The sequence below is a fragment of the Methylobacterium trifolii genome, from assembly GCF_022179685.1.
Taxonomy (GTDB): domain Bacteria; phylum Pseudomonadota; class Alphaproteobacteria; order Rhizobiales; family Beijerinckiaceae; genus Methylobacterium; species Methylobacterium trifolii.
Window position 1 is genome coordinate 1 of record NZ_BPRB01000382.1, and the last position, 2761, is coordinate 2761.

Consider the following 2761-nt stretch of genomic DNA (forward strand, 5'->3'; position numbering starts at 1 on the left):
CAGCAGATGAAGGAGGAACTCGGCCTCGACCACTTCGAGGGCCGCTCGTGGACCGGGCTGCACCGGCACGCGCTGATGACCATGATGGCCTACGCCTTCCTGCAATCCCGGCGCCTCGCAGCGGCGGGGCGGAAAAAAAAGAATCGCCTGCCCGCCGCCACAACCCTCGATGCCGGCGATCCGCCAAGCCATCCTGGATCACCTCAGCCGGCCACAACCGCGGCGATGCCCGCACTGTGACGCCGATCTCAACCTGCCACCCTGAAATCGATCTGCCAAAGTAGTGCTAGCTGAGGAACTCGAATGGCGAACACCCTTCCGATGGTAGTAATCAAACTGCCGGGGTTCAAAGCCAAGCGACTCGAGGGGCAGCGAGAGTTCGACCTAGTGGGTGCGGAGGGCAGCCGCGTCGGGAAGGCCGAGACGACAGGGGGCCGGGAAGCTGTCGCCGCGATCGAGGCCAGGGAAGAGGACCTGAAGTTGGAGTAGTCGCGAAGGGTCACAGAAGAGGACGACGTGGTCGCGGTGCTCCCCAGTCTTCCGTTCACACTGCCCAAGACTGTTGAAAGGCCCGCTGAACCCACGGGCGGCGGTCGCCAGGGCAGTGCTGGTTCAGTCGCCCCGGGCGGTGACCGCCGGACGGACACGGCGTAGCCCGGCGATGGCAACGACTCTTCGAACGCAAGCTGGGGAACCGCTGTGGTCGGCGCAAGCGACGCCCCTGTAAACGCGGGGGAGAACGTCGTTGTCGCTGTGCTCGACTCCAGCATCGTCGACCACCGCTCCTTTAATAATGCCCCTGCCTTCGAAAAAACTCCCACTTTCAATAGTCTAGAAATCGACCTCAAGAATTTCATAAGTGAGATCGGCGACGTCATTGGACATAGTACTCACACTGCGGCCACGATCTTCGGTCGTGACATTAATGGCACTCGCATCGGAGTCGTCCGCGGGGTCAGGAAAGCTCTGATCAGCAAGATCCTGTCGAAAACCGACACATGCACGACGCAGATAATCCTGGATGGAATGATGTGAGCACTACTGGGCGGGGCACACGTGATCAGCATGTCGCTCGGGGTCGATTTTGTCGGGTACCGCGAGTACTTCGTGAAGGAGAAGAACTTCCCAGATCCAAAGGCGACCAGCATCGCTCTTGCCGGTTATCGGTTGAACGTCCGGGTGTTCGACCGCTTATCGATGCTTCCTGCGATCGATGATGGCGGATTTGCCGGCAGCCTTGTCGTCGCCGCCGCGGGCAACGAGAGTGCTCGTCCAGACTACACAATAACAACGGCGCCACCGGCGGCAGGGAAGAGATTCTTTTCTGTCGCCGCGCTCGACCGCTCGTTGACGGTGGCGAACTTCTCCAATGATGACGTCGATATCGCCGCCCCTGGCGTTGGAATCCTGTCCGTGGGCATCGACGGCGGGGTCCGCCCTGATGACAGCATCAGCATGGCCGCCCCTCATATCGCCGGCGTCGCGACGCTCTACGCGGACGCGATGATTAAGGTGGACAGGTTCAATGCGGCTGCATTTGAGAGTAGGCTTCGGTCCAGCGCCAAACCCGCGACCCTTATCGATGAAGAGGTTGTCCGATGCCACAGAACGCTGACGAGCTCGACGTGGACTTGAATATTCCGCCGGAGGACCTGCTGCGCGCCCTGCCTCTCAGCGAGACAGAGCCAGACAACGAAGCGCTGCCAGTGCCCCCATCGCCTACCGATGGAGACGGGCAGCCCGGCGCCGACGGGATGTCGGCCACTGCCACATTCACGATTAAGCCAAGTGATGAGCCGCAGGCGAAGGGTATCAAATTTTTCGCGACCGACTCGCGTACGGGGCAAGAGTTCTACGTCGGTCGCATCGCTGTGTTCTCGTCAAGGCTCGGCCTGTCGCGCCGCTCGGAAGCGTCCATTTTCGACCGGCATAAGGCCGCCGAGCGATTCGGTGAATGGGCTCACTTTATCTGGCCCACAGCGATGGCTGAGAGCGCCGGCCAGGAGATCGTTATCAACGCTTGGGACCGAGCCCACTTCACCTGGGGCTTCTATCAGCTCGCTGCGCATACCCCGGACGATAATCTTATCCTCCTCATGCGCGAACTGGTGAAACTTGGTTCGGCGACGACGTTTTTCCCTGATCTCGCTCTCGGTGAGGATGGCCGGCTGACGCGGAAGACCTCCTCGGGCCACGTCTCGCTAGAGACCACGAAGACGGTCGCCGTGGGCAGCGGCACCGAAGAGCAACTCGTCGATTTCATGGCGTATCTCAATCCGTCGTCGAGGCGGTTCGACCAAGAAGAGGCAGTTGCCTCCGCGAGGTTCATCGCATGGGCGTCCGAGGATCCGGAAATGCTAGCGACCACCACCCGCGTTTCGATCGCGATCATGAAAAGGAAGATCAAGGGCTGGGCGAACACCCTCGGGCTGATGGGCAAGCGGCCTGAGCTGGCCATTTGGGTGTCGGACATCGTTCACCACGGTCGGGGGACGAAGGCGCTGATGAGGGACGCGCTCGCGAAACCCACGTTCGCGGCGCAGATTGAAGCCCTCGGCAGGATCGATAAGACGGGGGACTTCGTTGAGAGGCGAAAAACAGTCGATGCCGCGGTCGATCAGCTCGTGAAGGAAAGCCGGTTCACGAACATGCTGTTCGGGTCGGGTTCGCTCGCGCTGTGAACGCCGATCTTCTTTGTCATCGCGCGCGTTGGCCGGCGCAACGCCGGTCGCGGCTGATCGGCCCCCACGAGGTGGTCCAA

The 2761-nt window shown here is 61.2% G+C and carries 2 protein-coding genes and 2 pseudogenes; all 4 read left to right on the forward strand.

Going from position 1 to position 2761, the window contains the following annotated elements:
- A pseudogene (locus COGEMETH_RS24855) lies at positions 1–240 on the forward strand (IS701 family transposase); the annotation flags it as partial.
- Positions 241–303: 63 nt separating this feature from the next.
- A complete protein-coding gene (locus COGEMETH_RS24860) occupies positions 304–489 on the forward strand; it encodes a hypothetical protein (protein WP_238185339.1) in 186 nt (61 codons plus the stop codon).
- A 210-nt stretch (positions 490–699) separates the two neighbouring features.
- Positions 700–1635: pseudogene (locus COGEMETH_RS25995) on the forward strand (S8 family serine peptidase).
- On the forward strand, positions 1599–2681 hold the full coding sequence (locus COGEMETH_RS24875) for a hypothetical protein (RefSeq protein ID WP_238185342.1): 1083 nt from the start codon (positions 1599–1601) through the stop codon (positions 2679–2681). The pseudogene COGEMETH_RS25995 and the gene COGEMETH_RS24875 overlap by 37 nt, the downstream one beginning before the upstream one ends.
- Positions 2682–2761 lie beyond the last annotated feature (80 nt).

What these genes read in the sequence shown, in the direction of transcription:
- COGEMETH_RS24860 (WP_238185339.1), top strand. Translation starts at nt 304, where the DNA reads ATGGCGAACACCCTTCCGATGGTAGTAATCAAACTGCCGGGGTTCAAA.
- COGEMETH_RS24875 (WP_238185342.1), top strand. Translation starts at nt 1,599, where the DNA reads ATGCCACAGAACGCTGACGAGCTCGACGTGGACTTGAATATTCCGCCG.